The sequence below is a fragment of the Rossellomorea sp. NS-SX7 genome (genome assembly GCF_052828565.1).
The window spans coordinates 315918-335659 of sequence record NZ_CM128249.1 but is presented as its reverse complement, the minus strand read 5'-3'; the positions used below and the strand labels follow the sequence as shown (position 1 = coordinate 335659).

The window sequence follows — 19742 nt, the reverse complement described above, 5'->3', positions numbered from 1 at the left end:
CAACTGAGCTACAGTTAAAGCTCCAGCCTCTCCCGCAGCTCCTTCACATAATTCCTGCTTACCGGGATCTTCTCTTTCGCCCCGTGAACCTTCAGCTGATAGACCCCGTTCCCCCACGGAATGAGTTCTTCTACAAAAGGCAGCTGGACCAAGTAGCTTTTGTGGACCCGGAAGAACGGATAGGTAACAAGCTTTGCTTCGAGTTCTTTGATCGGGAGCCTGCACGTATATTTCTTCTTTTCGGTGCAAATATACGTTTCCCGTTCTTCCCGGAAGATGTAAAGGATATCGTCCGGTTCGATGAAGATGATTTTGTCTTCGTCCTGTACGGCGAGCTTCCCTTTGATTTTTGCTTCTTTCTCTTCTGCAGGATCTTCCGCTACCATCTTTTTTAATCTTTCCATCGTCCGCGCCAGCTGCTCTTCATCGAAAGGCTTCAGCAGATAGTCGACCGCTTCAACGCGGAATGCCTTGAGCGCATAGTCCGGGTAGGCGGTGGCAAATACGATTTTGGGTTTTTGTTTCATCTTCTGCAATGCCTCTGCCAGATCGACGCCGCTCATGCCGGGCATTTCGATATCAAGAAATAAGACTTGCGGATCGCTGGTCAACAGCAGCTCCATCGCTTTTTCAGCTGAATTTGCTTCCCCTACGATTTGAACCCACTCATATGTACTTAAGAGATGCTTCATTTCTTCACGGCTATACGGTTCGTCATCAATGATTGCGACTTTCATGCGCTTGATTCCCTCCTTTAATCGAGAACTGTACGATCGTCCCTTTTCCTTTTTCTGAATGAATGACCAGTCCGGAATCTTCACCGACCATCATTTCCAACCGTTTGTTCACGTTGTACAGGGCGAGTCCGGTTCCTGTCGAGGACTCCACCGGCTCCACTAGAAGTGTTTTAAGGCGAGATTCTTCAATCCCATCCCCGTTATCCTCCACTCTCACCTTCACAAGCCCTTCATCAGTTGTGATCGATATGTTTAAAATAAAGCCTTCCTCCTGATTCTTCATTCCGTGCTTAATCGCATTTTCGACCAAAGGCTGCAGCGTGATTGATGGAACGACTGCCTGCAGTGCCTCTTCATCCAGTTCGTACACTACCTGCAGACGGTCATAGAACCTCGCTTCTTCAATTGCGAGATACGCCTTTACGTGCTGGCACTCCTCTTTCAGGGTAGAAGTTGATTTTGTGCTGCCGCTCAGGTTCTGCCTGATGAACTGGGATAATGAAATCAGCAGCGTACGCGCTTTATCAGGGTTGATGCGAGTCAGTGAAACGATGACATTGATCGCGTTGAACAGGAAGTGGGGGCTGATCTGCGCCTGCAGCGCTTTGACCTCGGATTCCTTCGCCAGTTCTTTGTGTGTATCGATTTCCGCCAGCTCCAGCTGGTTGCTCAATAGCGTCGCGATCCCTTTTGTCAGCTCCATCATGATCGTTGAGATGACTTTCTCAGATTGGAAATAGAATTTCAATGTGCCGACAATCTCGTCCCCTTTTAAAAGGGGGGCCATGACGGCGGCGCCAAGTTGGCAGTCATCACGGTCACAATGGATCTCCTTTTTTCCCACCTTCAATAATTCGCCTGTTTCGATCACCCGTTTTGTTGCTTCAGTTTGAATCGGTTTATCTTTTTGGTGATGGTCTGACGCGACGCCTACGTGCGCAAGGATATGTGTCCTGTTGGTGATTGACACGGCAATCGCGTCAACTTCCTTCATCAGGATCTGGCAAGTGGCATTGGCCGAGGAGGCATTCAGTCCTTTACGCATGTATTTAACCGTTCGATCTGCAAGCCGGAGCGCTTTCTGGGACTGCACCGCCCCCATTCGCTCCTCCTCGTAAAACACACTTTTAATGATCAGCAGGAAGATTCCAGTACCTACCCCATTTGCGATGATCATCGGCCAGCCGATATCGGACACAAGTTCATAAGCCGCAGGGTAAGGTTTTGCAAAAAGAAGGATGATGGCCATCTGCATGGCTTCAGCCAAGAATCCAACAAGGAACGCTTTCTGAGGAGACACCAGCCGGTTCTTCTTCTCACGCTTTCCGACATAACCCGCTAGAAGCCCGGCGATGATGGTGGAAACGCCGCAGGCGAAAGCCGTGAATCCCCCAAGAAAATAACGGTGGACACCCGCTACCAAACCGGCACCGAGTCCGATCCACGGGCCGCCCAATAAGCCTGCTGCCACAATTCCGATCACCCTGGAGTTGGCAATCGCTTCATTCTCCTGCAGCGTCAAATGCCACTTGGCATACTCGTCGACATCTGCATTTACAACCAGCCCGGTATAGGAGCCGATGATTCCAAAAAAACCAAACAGTAAAATGATCAGCAAGGTCTGGGATTTCTTCACGTTGCTCCGCTGTTCGATCAGCTTACGGAAAAAGCCGAGCCTTGTCATAATAAAAGCAATCGTCACGATGATTCCGAGCCGTTCGATCATGGCGGCTATCAGCATAAGGTGCACCCCCTTTTTTTCTCATTATACGTTTGCACACAAAAAAAGAAAGACCCATCAAACGGTTGTTTAATAGAATCTTTCCCTAAATGATATGGTTTATCAGCACGGTGTATTGTCTTTCTCCGTGGCCAGCGCATTGATTTCACCGCCGACCATGATGATGATCCCCGTCAGGTAGAACCAGATCATCAATACGATGATCCCTCCGATACTTCCGTAAGTCGCTGAATAATTACCGAAGCTGCTGACATAAAAGGAGAACGCCAGCGAAACGAGCACCCAGCCTAACGTAGCGAAAATCGCACCTGGAATGGCACTCAAGCACTTGATCTTCTTACTTGGGGCAAAGTAATACAACCCGACAAATACTATGAACAGGATGAGCGGCGAAATCGCCCAGCGGATACCGTTCCAAAGCGTCAGGAATTGCTCTGAAAAACCGAATTGAGAAAATAAGAAAAGTCCGATTTGCTTTCCGAAGACAGGCAGCAAGAGCGCCACCACAAATACGATGATCATACCGAGTGTCAGTAGGATCGACATCAGGCGGGTCACGATGAACGATCTCGTTTCTTCCACATCATACGCGCGGTTCAAACTTTTCACGATTGCATTCATACCGTTCGATGCCGACCAGATTGTCGCGATAATGGAAATCGAGAGCAGCCCGGTATTTCGATTGGACATGACTTCACCCAGGTTTTCTTCAATCATCGCCATCGTTTCACCAGGTGCAAAATCCCTGATCACACCCAATATGTCCCCCTGCTCCACAGGCAGATAGGGCAGCAGTGTGAAGACAAAAATCAACAGCGGAAATAATGATAATAAAAAGTAATAGGCAATCTGTGCAGCCAGCCCGGTTATATCATTGGCGCTTATTTGTTTGAATAGATTTTTCGAATCTTTTTTCCAGCCTTTGCGGGTCGTTCCCACAGACATCCTCTCACCTCATTCAGTAATCCTTGATTGTCCCCAGTCTTAGTATCCTTTAAATGATGAAGCAACAGGCTGGCTGTCTTCTTCACCGGAATTCAATTCATTCGATGGATGGTCGGAAAACGTCTCTTTGTATGCCTCTGAGGAATCTTCAAACGTCTCTTTCGTCTCCTCGATCATCTCTTTCACTTGAGGAGTCATCCCTTTGATTTCATTCACTTTTTCTGAAATGAATTGAATATCCTTGCTGACTTGATCGGCAGTCGTTCTCAGTTTCTCATAGACATCCTTAGACGTGTCCGCCAGCATTTGGGGATTCTTCGAATACCTCGTAATCGTAGTTCCGCTGTTTTTCAGCGTAGTGCCAACTTCCTGGCGGGTCGTTTTGTCCAAAAGTGACAGAAGCCCTCCCGCAACGGCACCAAGGATGACCCCTTTAAAAAATTTACTATTTCCCATCTCATTGCCCTCCTACATGTTATGTTCTTTTTTTATTTTTATTAATAATTGGCTGCAGCCAGATTCAACTAACCGATACACTTCCTGAAAGTTCCCGGTGAAATACGGATCCGGCACGTCTTTCTCTGTGCTGTCCTCCACAAGGTCGAGCAGCCTGAACACGCTGCCGTGAAACTCTTCCGGAAGCACTTCCTTGATGTTCGCCGCATTCGAGTCGTCCATCGCCACGATGTAATCGAATCGTTTATCATCCGGGCTGAATTGGCGGGCAGAAAGGTCATCCCCCTTAATATTATTTTCTCTAAGGATGCTTAAAGTTCCTTCATGCGGAGGTTTTCCTATATGCCAGCCGCCGGTTCCAGCTGAGTCTATGTGGATTTTTTCCTCCAGTCCTTCTTCGGCCACCTTCACTTTAAAAACCGCCTCCGCCATTGGAGACCGGCATATATTTCCCAAACAAACAAATAACACGTTGATCATCTTAGTATCTCCTAACTCTTTTGCTTAACTACTAATTCCCCATTCCTTTATAGTGTAAAACATTCTTTTGAAAAAATCCTTCTTTCGTCATTCTCATCGATTGCCATATTGACAGGGCATGTGAATCATGGAAAGATGAATACTAATAATATGTACGAAAGAAAGGACGAACATTATGGACTTAACACAAAACTCAACAGAGAATATCGAATTCATGATCACAGCCATCAAGGAAAAGCTGAATGTCGTAAACGCTGGCGCCATCAAGCCTGAACACTTCAATGAGGAAATGTACGAAGACCTCCACGACCTCTACCTGATGGTCGAAAAGAAAGACCGCTTCAGCCCAAGTGAAATGACAGCCATCATCGAAGAACTCGGTGCACTGCGTAAATAACTTATTTGAAGGCCCGTCCCTCGCTAACGTATTAGCGCAGCGAGGGACGGGCCTTTTATATCATCCTGTTTCAGCCCAAACACAGCAAAAAGGGACATTCCACTCACCGCAGTGGAATGTCCCTTTCCCTATATCAAAAGCGTTATTTTGAAAGCAGTTTTAACGACTCACGGTTAAACGCCGGCAGGTCATCAGGTGTCCTGCTTGTCACCAGCTGATTTCCGCAAACGACAACTTCCTTATCTTCATAAGCAACGCCGGCATATTCCATATCCACCTTGATCGATTTGAAGCCTGTCGCGTTTCTTCCCTCAAGCGCCTTCGCTGTGATCAACAGCTGAGGTCCGTGGCAGATGGCAAACACCGGTTTCTTTTCGTCCATGAAGTGTTTCGTGAACTTCACGAAACGATCATCCGCGCGCAGCTGGTCCGGGGAGAATCCTCCAGGCAGCAAGAGTGCGTCAAAGTCTTCAGGTTTGACATTGTCAATGCTTTCATCAATCGATACCGCCGCGTCTCCCTGCTTTCCTTTCACGGATTTACCTTTTTCCTTTTCAATCGTAATGACTTCGTGACCTGCTTCTTTCAATGTTTTCTCAGGATCCGTAAACTCTACATCTTCAAACATATCTGTCAGTAAGCATGCAACTTTAGCCATAAAGTGAATACACTCCTAATTGTTGGTTTTATGATTTTCTCACATAGTACATGTACCCTTTTATCATGAAATAAAACGCAGTCAGGAAGGTTCATCCATTGAAAACTGGGAGAATATTGTATTTCGCTGGACCTTGTACACTTCCTCCCCGGCGATGTCATTGATGATCGCGATATTGCGGTCCACGGCCAATCCCAGATTCGTCGCCCCTGCACCGTGAGAATGCTCAAGATTCGTCAATGTATAAAAGTGATGCCCGCGCTCTTCCTGATCACGGAACACTAGCTTATACTCCCTTGATACCTTGAATCTCTTATCGTCCTCCCACACGATTTTGTCCCCGAAAGCCTCATCGAACCACGACGGGATATTCGGCACATACCCCGTTGCCAGGATGACCTTACCGGACAGATACGAAAACTCCTTATCTTCCTGCCATTGATGGCAGCTCAGTACATATTGGTTCTCTTCCTGCCGGATCTTACTCACTTCGGTCAAAGGCTGGATCACGATGTCGGGGGCGTTCTCGCTGACAGAATGATTGTACAGGATGTTGTAGATATTGTTCAGCGTATCCATATCGATCCCGTTCCTGAGCTGATCGAGTGTCTTCAATGCCTTCAGTCTCTGTTCGAATGACAGCCCGTGAAAATAATTGACATAATCCGGAGCGAAGAACTCCTGGCCGAGCTTAGAGGATTCCAGTTGGAGGATCCCTTCCGATCTCGTCAACCACGTCAGCTTATACGGGTGGTCCCTCTGTTCTTTTAACAGATCATAAAACACTTCCGCTGCACTCTGGCCGGAGCCGATGATCGTGATCGATGAACTTTCCATCGTCGTATCTTTATGAAACAGATAGCGGCTCGTATGGTGGACGTCTTCCGTGGGAAGGCCGTCCATCCCGTCCAGAATAAGAGGCTTGCTCCCCGTCCCCATCACCACATGCTTTGCATGATACACTTCGCGCTCATCCGTCAGACGGTTATCTACCTCGACTTCAAAGTGATCGCCTGTATCCCTCACCCCAATGACTTCACTGTGAAATTGACACTGTGGAAGCTGCTTCACCACCCAGCGGGCATAATCATTGTATTCCTGCCTCGGCATTTCAAATTTATGAAAGAAGAAAAACTTATACAGCCGGTTATGTGTATGTAAATAATTCAAATAGCTGTATTTGCTCTGAGGATTCGCGAACGTGACCAGGTCGGCGATGAACGGCACCTGCAGATCGGTCAAATCGATCAGCATGCCGGGATGCCACTGAAACTCAGGTGTCTTGTCAAAAAACTTCACTTTCAACTTCGTCTTTTCATCCATCAACGCAGCCAGGCCCAAATTATACGGGCCGATTCCAATACCGATACAGTCAAACATCTCCTTTTTTTCCAAACGAACTACCTCCATTCCCGGGACATCTTCCCCTATTTTTACCTAAGTAAGACAAAACTATTTTAAAAAGGCCTGCCTTCAACAAGCCAGACCTGGTCCATCCTTATTTTTTCCTGAAGCACAGGGCATACCATCCGCCTTCCTTGACAATCGGTTCGACGGATACCACCTTGAATCCGGTCTTTTTGGCCAGTGTCTCCATCTCTTTCTGGGACGGGATCGGGTGTAAATTTTGAAAGGTCATGAAGAAGCTGTTGAAGGCGCTGGAGAACTGCTTGCCGTGCTTTGATTTCTGCATCGGGGTCAGGACGAAGAACAGTCCTTTTTTCTCCAGCCAGTCCGAGGCTTTTTCAAAAAACTGCAGCCGTTCCGACGGGTCTATATAATGAAATAGGTTGTTGGCCATGATCAGATCAAAAACATGATCAGGCTCATATTCATGTAAATCACAGCATTGAATGTCAACGTTGTTATACGATTTAAGTTGTTCCTCGGCTTCCCTTGCCACGCCTTCATGGATTTCGATTCCGATCATCTTTTTCTTAGGATAGCGGTCGGCAAGTCTTCTGATATAGCCGCCTTCCCCGCACCCGAGGTCAAGGACGGAATTCACCTTATATTTCTTCATCACCTTTTGTAGTTTGGGAAATGCAAAACGTTCCAAAAGAATCGAAGTCTTCGCAACAGTCGAGCCATGGAGGTCAGAGTTAAAATGTTGTCTCGTCTGGTTTCTCAGCAGGCTCGGATAAGATAACAGCGCCGGGATATGGAGTTCCATCATTTCCTTCAGCAATACCCCTGAGGAGAACGTTTCGCTTTTAGAAGAAGGGAGCTTCCATCCATTCTTGACTCTCACACGGTCCTTTGTAGCACGTTTCAGGTGCTTCAGCGTGATCCCGACTTCCACCCATTGCTCGAGTAAATCCATTTCAATATTCTTTGCCAGTGCCACTTCCTGTATCGAAGCGGGCTTCTTGAAGCTCTCGAACAACTCCAGTTCGTACCCCACATAGGCGTGCCAGCTGTATAAAAACGGGACATTCTTTTTCATCCAGGTCCTTGCCCGCCAAACCTTCGCCATTTCTGCAATCATCGTAATGCCTCCGTTTCTTTCCAAGGATAGTCTTGGGTTTCTGTGAATGTTGTGTTGCCCTTCTCTTCTCCGCTGATCCTGCCTGATCGAATCGGGAGGACACCGCCTTGGATCATCCGGTCATGGAGGGTTTCCCTCCATAGCCCGAGTCCCGATATGTTCAGCATTTGTTTGTAATGGGACACGTTGTCCCTTTCCATCCTCTGGAGACTCTTCTTGCGGAGCCAGCCGATTGGTCTGTACGGATACGAGTAAGCAAGTGCCGATAAGTGACTCAGATGCATTTGATGCGATACCCGTTTTCTACGCACCTTCGGATACCATTCAAGATTGGAGGACGTGAGTTTCGCTTCCTTGTACATATCGCATAGCAATTCACCAAGGACATCACCATCCTGAATCGCCATGTTCATCCCCTCTCCAGCCATCGGATGGACGGTATGAGCGGCGTCTCCGATGATCGCGAGGTGATCCTTCACATAGGTGCCGCTGTGATATTTGAGGGGCACCATCAGCTGGATCTGTTTCCAGTCCTTTATTTGATTGACGTATCCATCAAGATCGGGACACATTTTTATATAAAGTTTATGAAACTCCGAAATCGGTTTTTTTCTGAGAGATTTATATTCTCCGGCAGGAATCAGGTATACTGAGCGCACCTCATTCTCCGGCAGTGGAAACAATCCAAGGAAAGATTGATAAGTTGAGATGATTTTCCCTTTCACCATCTCCTGGGGCCTCGGGAACGTGACCGTCAGGAAATGATGATTATAATTCTTTTCTTTTACCGTTACGTCCATATAATCCCGGGTGACGGAGCTCCTGCCTTCCGCCCCGATGATGAAGTCACACTCAATCTCAAACGACTCTTTCTCCTTCCGGTTCTCGAGGGTCACTCTGTGCCCCTGTATTTCTTTGCAGACGGTTTGAGAATGATAGTGAAAAGAAGGATACCCACTCGCCTTATTCAATAGAATGCCTTTGAGGGTTTCGTGGTGGATCATTAATGAAAATGGGTATTGACTGGGCAGGATCGAGTAGCTCATCAATGAATGCTCCGGTTCAGTCTTTCCGTTCTTCAGTTCAGTCAGCTCCAGATCTGAAATCTTATGTCCATTTTCAAAAATGGAGTCGATCACCCCAAGAGAATCGAGTATTTCCAGGCTTTTAGGCTGAAGCAGTTCCCCTTTATAGATGGGGCTCGGCCCCGGCAGCCTTTCTGCCACGGTCACATCGATCCCGCATTGTGCCAACTTCAAGCCAAGTGTCAAACCTCCGATTCCTCCCCCGCTGATAAACACGCTTGTCCGCATATCGTTTCACCTCTTCCCTTACATTTATCCTGAATGGCGAATGTTGAAACTTGCCGATGTGCTGAGTGGGAAGCCGCCTATTTAGACAAATCTGCTAAATATGTAGAATCATCTATTTCCCGGAAAATAAACGGTTCAAGGCAGCAAAACGCGTTATTTGTCACTGTTCCCCCGGCATCAATCGTCATTTTCACTGGGAAATGTGTCGTTTCAATAAGATAATCGCCACAAAAAAAGCTTCAAAACAGGTGGTAATATCCCGTTTTGAAGCTTCGGCAATCTTATTCTTCTTTCCCTGCAATCGGAAGCAGGATATTGACGGTCGTCCCTTCGTCCACGTTGCTTTGGATGGAGATCGAACCGTTATGTTCCTTGATGATTTTTTGGCAGATCATCAATCCCAAACCTGTTCCTTTTTCCTTCGTACTGTAAAAAGGTTCTCCAAGATGTTTCATTCGCTCAGGAGGTATTCCTGCTCCGTTGTCCTGGATGGATATCTTTGCGTAATCGGTTTCCCTTTCAAGCTGAACGCTGAGAAGACCTCCATTCGGCAGTGCCTCAAGAGCGTTTTTCATGACATTGAGCACCACCTGTTTAATTTGATGAGAGTCACAATGTATTTCGGCTTCTTCAACAGAGAAGCTTACATCCACTCCCTGCTTAAGACATTCCATCTTGATGAACTCGACTGAGCTGGTCAGGAGACCGGTCAGGGACGTTAACGAAAATTGGACGGCACGGGGTTTTGCCAGTGCAAGGAATTCGTTCGTGATGATTTCGATGCGGTCAAGTTCCCCTTGTATGACTTTTAAATGGAAATCATCTTCTGCACTTTCCTTCATCAGCTGCAGGAATCCTTTGATGGTCGTCAACGGGTTGCGGATTTCATGCGCTACCCCCGCCGCCAGCTGGCCGATCATCGCAAGCTGTTCCGATTTTTTCAACAGATCTTCGTTTCGTTTCTTTTCTGATAAATCCCGGATGATGGCAGAGATCCCAATCAATTCGCCGTCATCGTTCAATATTGGGTTGAGGTTAAACACAATTTCAATCGGTGACCCGTCTCTTCGGTAACGAACGGTTTCAAAGTCTTTGATTCGCTTCCCTGCTTTAACCGTCTTTAAATTCTGTTTGAATTGAGACACCTGTTCTTCCCGATGCAGGATGGTGATCTCTTTTCCGACAATATCGGTTTCCTTCCAGCCGAACATCGATTCAAAATGCTGATTGACCTTTAGGATATTCCCGGCAGGATCAAGGAGGGCGATTCCATCACCTGCGTGTTCAAAATAGGCTTCAAGAAGCTCTTTCGCCTCTTTTAATTCCTCTTCCATTTTGATTCTGGCCGTGATATCCTGACCGATTCCATAGATCCCGATGACGTTACCGCTTACACGGATCGGAATATTCGTCACACTGATGTGGCTTCTGCTTCCATCCCTGCTCACGAACGTCGACATGTATCTCGTGGCTTCCCCCTGAAGGGCCGCTTTAAAGTTATTGGACGCCTCTTTTTTCTTATCGTCAGTGATGAATTCACTGTAATGTCTGCCGATCATATCTGAGGAGTCGAACGTCCATCTCTCCTCTGCTGCCGGGTTCACTTCCTGGATGATTCCTTCCGTATCGACCATGTAAATATTATCCGGACTGTATTGCACAACCGATTGATACTTTTGCTGCGTCTCCACCAATTTCCTCTGAATGTCTTTGATCATCGAAATATCAGCGATGGAACAAATGATTTTTGTGACGCTGCCATTTTTCAAGACGGGCACGATCGAGGCGATATATTCCAATTCTTTGTATTTGTCTTCGTACGTCAGTTCCTCTCCGGTTTCCCAGATTCTATTTAATTTCGGCAGGATTTTGCCAAGATGATACGAATCGAATACTTCCTGAATCGTTTTGCCGATCACTTTTGAAGGGGATATATCGAGCTTATTAAGTAGTTCCCCAGCTGCCATTTCAATCACAAAATCATCATCTTGCTTCTTGACCTTATAGGTAATTGTTTTTTGAAGCCTCAACGTATTCTCCAGCTCCACCTTTAAAGAAATCAGCTCGTTTTCATATTTCTTTTTATCGGTGATATCGTGAAGGATGATGCCAACATGATCGACAGTGCCCTGCTGATTGTAGTCTGCCGGTGAAATCGTGATGTGACAGGTGCATAGCTGATTGCCATCCATCGTGAATGTGATTTCCTCACTCTGAGTATTTTTCCCTTTGATCCCCTGCAGCACAAGATTCACAAAACCGGGGTTTTTGAAGGCAGGCTGCAGGCAGAGCGATTCCCCTATGGCATCGTCGGTAAGCTTGAAGAGCCTTTTGAATGACTCATTCATTTCGGTCAGGACACCATTTTTATCAATGACACAAACGCATGTAGGCGTATTACGTATCAGCGTTTGATAGATTTCCGACAGGGAGTTCCGTTTGTCTTCTTCGTTCATCACTTTCTTTTCTTCGCCGCCGGGAACGACCATCAATAAATCGATGCCGGACTCCACCGTTCTGCGCATAAGCGTATAAGGACAGTCGTTATGAACAAAGTGACTCCCCTCTGTTTCTAACAATCTTTTAATATTGAAGCAGTCCATTCGGGACAGTTCTTCCCATTCCGGATTCGCTTCTAACATCGTACGTCTATCAGTGCTCCATAACGCAGCGGGGACAGGGATTGAATGAATACTTATCGCATTCACGGGTCTAATATCAGCCATAGTACCTTCCTTCTCGTAACATGATTTACTACCATTTTACCCTACCTTTTTGATCATATAAATGCTTGTCTTCATACTAATTTGGGAATCTTCGCCAAGATCGGGCAGTATGGGCTTAAATCCCAAAAAGTAAACCCGGACCATAACAGCCCGGGTTTACTTTTAAACAGTTGTTGTTTTCATAGATTCATATTTCACTGCGAGTTCCGCACCCACGCGCGCATTGTTCTTCACCAGCGCGATGTTGGCGACAAGGCTTTTCCCCCCGGTCAGTTCTTTCACTTTCCCTAATAGGAACGGAGTGGCTTCCTTGCCGGTGATGTTTCTTTCCTCCGCCTCCTGCAGTGCCGATTCTATGATGCTGTTCATCTCATTTTCTACAAGTGCATCTTTTTCTGGTATAGGGTTCGCTACAACAACGCCACCACGGAGACCCAACTCCCACTTTGTCCTTAAAAGGGAAGCGATCTCTTCACATGAATCCATTTGATAGTTTACATGGTAAGGACTTTTTCTTGTGTAAAAAGCAGGCAGGGACTCGGTTTTATATCCCAGTACGGGCACACCCTTGGTTTCAAGGTATTCAAGTGTGAGGCCGATGTCGAGGATCGATTTTGCTCCTCCACAGACAACTGCGACATTCGTCCGAGCAAGTTCTTCAAGATCTGCCGAAATATCCATCGTCTCCTCTGCACCGCGGTGGACCCCGCCGATGCCGCCCGTCACGAACACGGCAATATCCGAGAGCTCTGCAAGGATCATCGTTGCCGCCACTGTTGTCGCACCGTCTTTCCCTGCAGACAGGATGTAAGGAATGTCACGGCGGCTTGCTTTTATCACACCTGATGCCTGTCCCAGGTATTCCAATTCTTCATGGGACAGCCCGATTTTTATTTTCCCATTCAATATCGCAATCGTAGCAGGCACTGCTCCCCCGGCACGGATAATATCTTCGACTTCGCGTGCCGTCTGTACATTTTGAGGGTAGGGCATGCCGTGTGAAATGATCGTCGATTCCAACGCCACAATTGCTTTTCCGCTCTTTTTTCCCTGTATGACTTCTTCTGAGTATTCAATATATGGTTTGATATTCATTGTTCTCCCCCGCTTCCTTTAATGATGGGCTGTCTGCCCAAAGCGCTTAATTATACAGATTGTAATGCTTCTGAAGCTTCCCTTTTGTAAGGGAAGGGCTCACTGTATGGGCGGATTGCAGCGTCAATGATGAACAGGTGACACCGATCCTGCATGCCCCGTCGGTATCAGACCCTTTGATATATCCATAGATGATCCCTGCGACAAGTGAATCCCCCGCCCCGGTGACGTCGACGACCTTCACTTGAGGAGGAAGGATGGCACTGGCTTCTTTGTATACAGTATAATAAACCAGCCCCTGATCCCCTCTTGTAATGACCACTCGTTCCGCCCCTTTTTGAGTGAGCATTTTTGCCGCCTTAAAATAATCTCCCTCCGATTCAATCGTCATACCCAGGTACGCTTCTGCTTCTCCTTTGTTACAAACGAACCAGGTGACCCCTTCCAAAGATGACGGCAGCTTCTTTATTTTCGGCGCAGACACCGGTACAATCGTCAAAGGGATTTCTTCTGCCTGGCACCTCCGGATAATATAGTGGATAACCTCTGCCGGAAAGTTGGTATCCAGTATCACCATTTCAGAAGAGGCAATCACCCCCCACTTCTTTTCGATGAATCCGATGTCAACGCTCTCATAAAGGTCCATGTCGGCAAGCGCAAACATCATCTCCCCCTGTTTGTTCAAGATGACCGAATATGTGCCGGTCGTTTCTTTAAATAGACTGATGGAAGAGGAAACATCGACATGGTTCTTCGTCTGATTCAGCAGCCAGCTGCCTTCGGTGTCATCCCCGACCACTGTCAAAAGACAGGACTGAAGGCCAAGACGCCCCAGATTCTCTGCGATGTTGCGGGCGACTCCGCCACTTGCTTGACTGGATTGAGCAGGATTGGAGGTCTCAGGAATCAATTCATCGTGAAGCTGAAGCTTGCGGTCGATATTCGCACCGCCTATGCAGGTGACACCATTTTTCCCCGGAAGCACATAAGCACGTCCGAGAATCCTGCCTTCCTTCGTAAGATTCGATATGTACCCGGCAACAGCCGACCGCGAAAACCCGCTTTTCTCAGACAGCTCCTGCTGACTCATAAACGGGTTTTCTTCAACCAATGTCAACAAGAGCTTTTCCTTCTCATTCACTGGCTCCCACTCCCCTGTAAAAATATAACTTTTGTTAATATTCTAAACTTTTGTTTTATTTCAGACAAGAAAAATAGCCTGACGTTTGACCCGGTCAGGCTATTTTTTTCGATCAGCTTATTCTTTTGTCTTTCTTCACCTTACCAACATCCTTTAGATAATATTGATCAGAGGTGAAGAACTCGTTCGTCAACCGCTTCACTTCTTTACTTAAAAGCAGGACGGCAATAATATTTGGGATCAGAATGGCGGCAAGGGCCAAATCAAGGAACTGCCAGATCGTTTTGGCTGCACCAACCGAACCAAGGACAATCGCCGCGACATACACAACTTTAATGCCTTGAGCGGCTTTCCATCCAAATAAGAATTCAGCTTGCTTTGCCCCATAATAGACGATGACAATGATCGTCGATAGCACAAAGAAGATCAAGGAAACCGTTACGAGAATGCCTCCGAAGGACCCGAAGTATTGAGTGAATGCTTCTGTGGTCAGGGCTGAAGGATCATCCAGAGCATCCTCAGCCGTCCACACACCTGAAGACAGGACGACAAACGCCGTTGCAGTACAAACAATCAGCGTATCGATCACGATTCCGACGATCGCCCATAAACCCTGCCTTACCGGGTGATCTGTCTTTGCGGCAGCGTGGGCAATCGGTGCTGTCCCCAGTCCCGCTTCATTCGAATACAATCCGCGTGCAAAGCCCCAGCGGATCGTTTCGGCAATCGCTGCCCCGGCAAATCCGCCCATCGCGGACATCGGCTGGAATGCGTTGCCTATAATCAGGCTGAAGAACTCCGGAATCGCACCGATGTTCATAAACATGATCACCAGCGCTGCTCCGACATAAATCAGAGCCATGAAAGGGACAAATATCTCCGTCACCTTCCCGATCCGCTTGATTCCGCCGAATACAATGAGTACCACGATAAAGGCCATGATCAATCCTGTAACCAGCCCGCTTACATGAAATGATTCCTCCACCGTTGCCGCAACCGAGTTCCCCTGGACCATGACACTCGGGATCAACTCGATCATAAGGGCAAAGGCAAACCAGACACCAAGCCATTTCATATTCAGCCCATTTCGCATGTAATACATCGGCCCGCCGACAAATTCACCTTTTTCATTCTTCTCACGATATCTGACCGCCAGCACACTCTCAGAAAATTTAAGTGCCATTCCGATCAAGGCGATGAACCACATCCAGAACACCGCACCCGGTCCCCCGAACATGATCGCTGCCGGGACACCGACGATATTGGCGGCCCCGATCGTCGAGGACAGAGCCGACGTTAATGCCTGAAGCGGCGTGACAGTCCCTTCCCCTTTAGGCTTCTTCTTACTGAATACACTGCCGACCGTCTGCTTGAATATGTACAGTGGATAACGGAACTGAATGAACTTCAGCAAAAACGTCATATACAACCCCGTCCCTGCCAGGACGATGATTAAAGGCGGCCCCCATAACCAGGCCGATATTTTCCCTATGATGTCAAAAAAATTCTCCAATCGAACCCCTCCTCAAATAAAATAAATCCAATGCCTGCATGCCGGTTCCTTTGAGTAAAAATATATGTATGTACAAAGAAAGACTTATGTAACAGGGCGATTCAACCCGAATTTTTCCCGGAAATTCATACACTGAACCTCCCAGTCTTTTGACTCTTTTCCCTGAAATTGGGTGCGTGAAACATAGAATTTGTTTGTCCCTCTCCCCCCTTCCTTCATCAAAACAAAAAGACCCGAAACCACTCTTCCAAGCAGTTCCGGGCCAAAAGCCATACCATATTCACTTTTACTCCGTTACCCGCGGTAAAATCAGGACTTCCACCCGGCGGTTCAATGAACGGCCGTCAGCAGTGGCATTATCCCCGACAGGTTCAAATTCTCCGAATCCCTTCGCACTGAACCATTGCGGGTTCAAATCCTTATTCTCAAGAATGAGTTTCATGAAGTTCACGGCACGCATCACGCTTAACTCCCAGTTTGAATCAAACTCAGCGTTCCGGATCGGGACGTTATCGGTATGTCCCGAGATGATGATGTTCCTAGGCGGGTTCATCTCCAGTAACTCAGAAAGTTCCCTAGCCACATTCAAGTCATTGCTGTTTACATCCGCGGACCCCGAAGCAAAAAGCACATTGTCCCGGATTGTCAGCAGCAGTCCTTCATCCGTCAGCTTCGTCACAAACTGAAGCTCTAAATTATTCGTCTTAATGTATTCATTGACTTTCTTCTGGATTTCTTTCAATTCTTCCTGATCCTTCAGAAACGCCTGGCGCTCGATTTCTTCTTTATTGAGGTCCGCTTTTTCTTCTGTATCCGCTGCCGCGCTGGACTTCACTTCTTCCTCATTTTTCTGCGGAGGCTCAACGGGGCTTTGATGTTCCATGATCCCGGTGCCTCCTGTAAACACTTCATTAAAAGCTCTCGACAGCTCCTTGAATTTCTGGGCATCCACCGAGCTCGAGGCATAAAGCACAATGAACAGCGCCAATAAAAGAGTCAGCAAATCCGCATAGGGGATGAGCCAGGATTCGTCCATATGTTCATCATCGTGGTTCTTTTTACGCCGTCTCATTTGCTTCCCCCTCCATCAGCAGCAGCCGCTCACTTGCCGGTAAATAAGAGGCAAGCTTCTGCTCGATGACCCTAGGGCTCTCTCCTTCTATAATGGAAAGAATGCCTTCTACCATCATCATTTTCAACTGCACTTCCCGCTTCGACTTGCGCTTCAGCTTGTTGGCAAAAGGATGCCACAATACGTAACCGGTGAATATCCCGAGCAGCGTTGCAATGAAGGCCCCTGCAATCGCATGGCCCATCTCCTCGGTGTTCTCCATATTGCCAAGTGCTGCAATCAAACCGATAACGGCACCAAGCACCCCTAGTGTCGGGGCATAGGTCCCCGCCTGCGAAAAGATCGACGCTCCAGCACTGTGCCGCTCTTCCATCGCATCGATTTCTTCATGAAGAACGTCACGTATGTAATCCGCACTTTGTCCATCGACTGCAAGGGAAAGACCATTCTTCAGGAACTGATCCTCTACTTCCTGGGATTTTGATTCCAATGCAAGCAGTCCTTCTTTACGTGCGATATCTGCAATCTCTGAGAAGTACCGGATGACTTCTTTAGGGTCCTGTACCGTTTGCTCTTTAAAAAGCATGCCGAATAATTTCGGGACTTTTTTTATTTCATGTGTCGGAAATGCAATGGTGACGGCTGCCGCCGTTCCAAGCAGGATGATTAAAATGGCTGCAGGGTTAACGAGGGCTACCGGGCTCACGCCTTTGAAAAACATCCCCACTCCAACGGCAACCAACCCTAAAATGACTCCAATTACTGACGTTTTATCCATCGTTTTGTCCACCTTACTCTTTGTAGTAGTCTACTTTTACTATCGGACAAAACATCCATTCCTTTAACTTTTTTAAAAAGCCCGTCCCTCGCTGCTATAATGCAGCGAGGGACGGGCTTTCAATCGTAAAAATAATTCTAGATATAGTATAAAAGTTGCAATTTTCAGACCGATACATATAGGAAAGAGGGGTATATTTTACATATTAAAGGAGAGAAACATTGTGACACCTGAAGAAATGAAGATTTCCGATACGAAACGGAAGAACCTATTACTACTGATCACGTATTCGGTAAGCCTGCTGTCGGGTCTGGCTTACTCCATCCTGAACCAATCTGGCATCATTCCCACCTCGGTATTTGCTTCACAGCTGATTCTTTTAGTTGTCTATTTTATCGTTCTGCAAGTGATGATGAAAAAGCCTCAACTGTATGTCTATTTCAGCATTCCGACCATTTATGTCATTATGCTCATCTGGCTGCTGACAGATGGGGCGAACGCTAAGAACATGGTGATCTTGACGCTTATGGCTGTCTTGTCAGCCATCCATTTCCGCACCGTCATATTCGCTATCGGCTATGTGTCGGGACTGATCATCCTTGTGCTGAACAAAGTCTTTGCACCTGCCGATGACATTCTGTTCAACGAGCTGTTCATGCCCGCCATGCTGACTTATCTGCTAACAGGGATCGTGCTTGGTGTCGTCATCCATCTAAACAAAAAGCAATCCATCCAGATCCAGGAGTTTCTGCACAGAACGGAAGAGGAAAGCAGAAAAAAAGATGATCAGCGTGCCCTCTTTGCAAAAGAGTTGACGACGATCTCAACGAGTATCAAACAGATTAACGATCAGATTCAAATCCATCTCGTATCGCATAACGAAATGAGAACCGCTGTTACTGAAATTTCTGCGGGCAGCCAGACGCAAAGTGATCAAATCAACAATATTGCTTCTGTTGCAGCCATGACCATGACAAAAATGGAGGAAGTCACTCACCTTTCCAACGACCTGGCCCTTCATTCAGATGATGCCAACCGTCTCGCTCTCTCTGGAAACGAACGCGTCACGTACCTTCATGACAACATGACTGAGCTCAAAAACATCATCGAAGGGCTGAGCAGCACCTTCAAGGAACTGACCAAGAAGATCGAAGAAACAAACTCATTCATCGGGAGCATCCAGGACATCACCGATCAAACAAACCTGCTCGCTTTGAACGCATCGATTGAAGCAGCTCGGGCCGGCGAAGCTGGAAGAGGCTTCTCGATCGTTGCCGATGAGATCCGCAAGCTTGCCGAAATCACAAGGAACACGGCAACCCGGATCAACGATAATCTAACTTCCGTTAACGAAGTCAACTCAACAGCCCTTGAAATCATGTCCATGAGTTCAACCAAGCTTAATGAAAACGTGTCGGCTACCGGCGAAGTAACCGAATACTTCGCGACACTTCGTGAAAAACTTGATAGCATATCAAAGGAATTCCAGCGTTTATCATCAACCGCCACTTCTGTTAAGGGACAAACCGGCGAGGTCGAACTTTCCACTAAAGAGCTTGCTGCCGTGATAGAACAATCCAGTGCCGGCCTTGAAGAAATCAGCGCGACAATCGAAACATTGAATCAGGACAATGAAACCATTGCCCGTTACATCCAGGATACTGCTGAAAGCACCGAACGGATTGAACACAGTATCAAACAATAATCTCTCTGGGACAGTCCTTAACTTTTGAAAGGGCTGTCCTTTTTTGTGTGGAGAGATACTTGTCATCGGATTGTAGATATTTCACCAGTCAGGATATGATAAACTTAAGGAAGAAGAACTAAAGGATGTGGCGTTTTGAAAAGAAGACTCATCATCACGATTCCGATCATGCTCGTCGTGTTCCTGGTGGGGAACTCTTATCTGGCTAAAGCCTATACAGAGGTTCCTGAAGACACCCGGACCCTGATTGTACTCGGCGGCACTTTATTATCGGGCATCATCTCTTACTTTCTGTTCAAACCGGATGGAGAGCAGGTAGAGAAATAAAGAGATTCAACGAACCCCCCGCTTATCATAAGCAGGGGGTTTTTTATATTTCCTCTATGTAGCCTGAATTATTTGTCCAAATGGATAAGTCTATAAGGAAACATTTATTTATATTGTAATAATTTTATAAATATTTTGTAATTTTTGACATATAAATTTATACTTTACTC

The 19742-nt window shown here is 46.9% G+C and carries 18 protein-coding genes; 3 read left to right on the top strand and 15 right to left on the bottom strand.

Annotation, left to right across the window (positions count from 1 at the left end; all coding sequences use genetic code 11):
- Positions 1 to 14: 14 nt before the first annotated feature.
- The 5 genes from ACUXV2_RS01565 to ACUXV2_RS01545 all read right to left on the bottom strand — a co-directional run bounded on the left by ACUXV2_RS01565 (position 15) and on the right by ACUXV2_RS01545 (position 4359).
- Positions 15 to 737: a LytR/AlgR family response regulator transcription factor gene (locus tag ACUXV2_RS01565; protein WP_446245318.1), complete on the bottom strand. Its 723-nt coding sequence runs from the start codon at positions 735 to 737 to the stop codon at positions 15 to 17.
- Positions 718 to 2478, bottom strand: a complete 1761-nt coding sequence (locus ACUXV2_RS01560) for a LytS/YhcK type 5TM receptor domain-containing protein (RefSeq protein WP_446245317.1) — start codon at positions 2476 to 2478, stop codon at positions 718 to 720. Before ACUXV2_RS01560 ends, ACUXV2_RS01565 begins: the two co-directional genes overlap by 20 nt.
- A 102-nt stretch (positions 2479 to 2580) precedes the next feature.
- On the bottom strand, positions 2581 to 3423 hold the full coding sequence (locus ACUXV2_RS01555; protein ID WP_446245316.1) for a YihY/virulence factor BrkB family protein: 843 nt from the start codon (positions 3421 to 3423) through the stop codon (positions 2581 to 2583).
- Positions 3424 to 3462: 39 nt separating this feature from the next.
- On the bottom strand, positions 3463 to 3879 hold the full coding sequence (locus tag ACUXV2_RS01550) for a YtxH domain-containing protein (protein WP_446245315.1): 417 nt from the start codon (positions 3877 to 3879) through the stop codon (positions 3463 to 3465).
- A gap of 12 nt (positions 3880 to 3891) precedes the next feature.
- Positions 3892 to 4359 carry a low molecular weight protein-tyrosine-phosphatase gene (locus ACUXV2_RS01545; RefSeq protein WP_446245314.1) on the bottom strand — a complete coding sequence of 156 codons (468 nt, stop codon included), beginning with the start codon at positions 4357 to 4359 and terminating at the stop codon, positions 3892 to 3894.
- 175 nt (positions 4360 to 4534) lie between these two features.
- On the opposite strand from ACUXV2_RS01545, the gene ACUXV2_RS01540 reads away from it, so the two are divergent.
- Positions 4535 to 4756 (top strand): DUF1128 domain-containing protein, encoded by a 222-nt coding sequence (locus ACUXV2_RS01540; protein ID WP_446245313.1) that lies wholly within the window; start codon positions 4535 to 4537, stop codon positions 4754 to 4756.
- A 142-nt stretch (positions 4757 to 4898) separates the two neighbouring features.
- Here the strand turns inward: ACUXV2_RS01540 and ACUXV2_RS01535 are convergent, their stop codons facing one another.
- The 10 genes from ACUXV2_RS01535 to motA form a co-directional block, all read right to left on the bottom strand.
- Complete coding sequence (locus tag ACUXV2_RS01535) at positions 4899 to 5414, bottom strand: type 1 glutamine amidotransferase domain-containing protein (protein ID WP_446245312.1); 516 nt, start codon at positions 5412 to 5414, stop codon at positions 4899 to 4901.
- A gap of 81 nt (positions 5415 to 5495) precedes the next feature.
- Positions 5496 to 6809, bottom strand: a complete 1314-nt coding sequence (locus ACUXV2_RS01530; protein WP_446245311.1) for a lysine N(6)-hydroxylase/L-ornithine N(5)-oxygenase family protein — start codon at positions 6807 to 6809, stop codon at positions 5496 to 5498.
- Positions 6810 to 6912: 103 nt separating this feature from the next.
- The gene (locus ACUXV2_RS01525) at positions 6913 to 7902 is read right to left on the bottom strand and encodes a class I SAM-dependent methyltransferase (protein WP_446245310.1); all 990 of its coding nucleotides are present in this window, start codon (positions 7900 to 7902) and stop codon (positions 6913 to 6915) included.
- Positions 7899 to 9215 carry an FAD-dependent oxidoreductase gene (locus ACUXV2_RS01520; RefSeq protein ID WP_446245309.1) on the bottom strand — a complete coding sequence of 439 codons (1317 nt, stop codon included), beginning with the start codon at positions 9213 to 9215 and terminating at the stop codon, positions 7899 to 7901. Before ACUXV2_RS01520 ends, ACUXV2_RS01525 begins: the two co-directional genes overlap by 4 nt.
- 281 nt (positions 9216 to 9496) lie before the next feature.
- On the bottom strand, positions 9497 to 11941 hold the full coding sequence (locus tag ACUXV2_RS01515) for a PAS domain S-box protein (protein WP_446245308.1): 2445 nt from the start codon (positions 11939 to 11941) through the stop codon (positions 9497 to 9499).
- A 162-nt stretch (positions 11942 to 12103) separates the two neighbouring features.
- On the bottom strand, positions 12104 to 13030 hold the full coding sequence (locus ACUXV2_RS01510) for a pseudouridine-5'-phosphate glycosidase (RefSeq protein ID WP_446246977.1): 927 nt from the start codon (positions 13028 to 13030) through the stop codon (positions 12104 to 12106).
- A gap of 52 nt (positions 13031 to 13082) precedes the next feature.
- Positions 13083 to 14177 carry a carbohydrate kinase gene (locus ACUXV2_RS01505; RefSeq protein ID WP_446245307.1) on the bottom strand — a complete coding sequence of 365 codons (1095 nt, stop codon included), beginning with the start codon at positions 14175 to 14177 and terminating at the stop codon, positions 13083 to 13085.
- Positions 14178 to 14289: 112 nt separating this feature from the next.
- Positions 14290 to 15690: an alanine/glycine:cation symporter family protein gene (locus tag ACUXV2_RS01500; RefSeq protein WP_446245306.1), complete on the bottom strand. Its 1401-nt coding sequence runs from the start codon at positions 15688 to 15690 to the stop codon at positions 14290 to 14292.
- Positions 15691 to 15976: 286 nt separating this feature from the next.
- Positions 15977 to 16762 carry a flagellar motor protein MotB gene (gene motB, locus ACUXV2_RS01495; protein ID WP_446245305.1) on the bottom strand — a complete coding sequence of 262 codons (786 nt, stop codon included), beginning with the start codon at positions 16760 to 16762 and terminating at the stop codon, positions 15977 to 15979.
- On the bottom strand, positions 16749 to 17540 hold the full coding sequence (motA, locus tag ACUXV2_RS01490) for a flagellar motor stator protein MotA (protein WP_446245304.1): 792 nt from the start codon (positions 17538 to 17540) through the stop codon (positions 16749 to 16751). Before motA ends, motB begins: the two co-directional genes overlap by 14 nt.
- A gap of 223 nt (positions 17541 to 17763) precedes the next feature.
- Here motA and ACUXV2_RS01485 point away from each other — a divergent pair, with 223 nt between their 5' ends.
- Both ACUXV2_RS01485 and ACUXV2_RS01480 read left to right on the top strand, forming a co-directional pair.
- Complete coding sequence (locus ACUXV2_RS01485; protein WP_446245303.1) at positions 17764 to 19245, top strand: methyl-accepting chemotaxis protein; 1482 nt, start codon at positions 17764 to 17766, stop codon at positions 19243 to 19245.
- Between the two features lie 135 nt (positions 19246 to 19380).
- Positions 19381 to 19572, top strand: coding sequence for a histidine kinase (locus ACUXV2_RS01480; RefSeq protein WP_446245302.1), 192 nt, complete (start codon positions 19381 to 19383; stop codon positions 19570 to 19572).
- The last annotated feature ends 170 nt before the right edge of the window (positions 19573 to 19742 follow it).

Bases quoted from the DNA above. Each gene is read 5' to 3' on its own strand.
- ACUXV2_RS01525 (WP_446245310.1), bottom strand. From the start codon at position 7,902: ATGATTGCAGAAATGGCGAAGGTTTGGCGGGCAAGGACCTGGATGAAA.
- ACUXV2_RS01555 (WP_446245316.1), bottom strand. From the start codon at position 3,423: ATGTCTGTGGGAACGACCCGCAAAGGCTGGAAAAAAGATTCGAAAAAT.
- ACUXV2_RS01565 (WP_446245318.1), bottom strand. From the start codon at position 737: ATGAAAGTCGCAATCATTGATGACGAACCGTATAGCCGTGAAGAAATG.
- ACUXV2_RS01535 (WP_446245312.1), bottom strand. From the start codon at position 5,414: ATGGCTAAAGTTGCATGCTTACTGACAGATATGTTTGAAGATGTAGAG.
- motA (WP_446245304.1), bottom strand. From the start codon at position 17,540: ATGGATAAAACGTCAGTAATTGGAGTCATTTTAGGGTTGGTTGCCGTT.
- ACUXV2_RS01540 (WP_446245313.1), top strand. From the start codon at position 4,535: ATGGACTTAACACAAAACTCAACAGAGAATATCGAATTCATGATCACA.
- ACUXV2_RS01545 (WP_446245314.1), bottom strand. From the start codon at position 4,359: ATGATCAACGTGTTATTTGTTTGTTTGGGAAATATATGCCGGTCTCCA.
- ACUXV2_RS01520 (WP_446245309.1), bottom strand. From the start codon at position 9,215: ATGCGGACAAGCGTGTTTATCAGCGGGGGAGGAATCGGAGGTTTGACA.
- motB (WP_446245305.1), bottom strand. From the start codon at position 16,762: ATGAGACGGCGTAAAAAGAACCACGATGATGAACATATGGACGAATCC.
- ACUXV2_RS01550 (WP_446245315.1), bottom strand. From the start codon at position 3,879: ATGGGAAATAGTAAATTTTTTAAAGGGGTCATCCTTGGTGCCGTTGCG.
- ACUXV2_RS01515 (WP_446245308.1), bottom strand. From the start codon at position 11,941: ATGGCTGATATTAGACCCGTGAATGCGATAAGTATTCATTCAATCCCT.
- ACUXV2_RS01560 (WP_446245317.1), bottom strand. From the start codon at position 2,478: ATGCTGATAGCCGCCATGATCGAACGGCTCGGAATCATCGTGACGATT.